This is a genomic window from Absiella sp. AM29-15, assembly GCF_003434225.1.
Classification (GTDB): Bacteria; Bacillota_I; Bacilli_A; order Erysipelotrichales; family Erysipelotrichaceae; genus Hoskinsella; species Hoskinsella hominis.
Genome location: NZ_QVFL01000036.1, coordinates 4,900 through 5,110 on the forward strand (window position 1 = coordinate 4,900; position 211 = coordinate 5,110).

Here is a 211-nt window from a genome sequence, read left to right on the forward strand (position 1 = left end):
GTAAAAAATATCAAAAAAATGTTATATTCCTAATTGATGAATATGATACACCATTCATGAGTGCATTGACTGGTAAGTATTATGAAAATGTAAAAGATCTTTTGACTGGAATGCTTTCATCAGCTTTAAAAGATAATGAATATTTGTATAAAGGAATCTTAACTGGTATTCAAAGAATTGCGAAAGAAAACTTGTTTTCAGGATTAAACAA

1 protein-coding gene is annotated in these 211 nt (G+C 26.5%); it reads left to right on the forward strand.

Translation table 11 applies throughout. From position 1 onward, the window contains the following. On the forward strand, positions 1 to 211 hold a 211-nt coding region (locus tag DW761_RS20640), incomplete at both ends, for an AAA family ATPase (protein WP_158553865.1).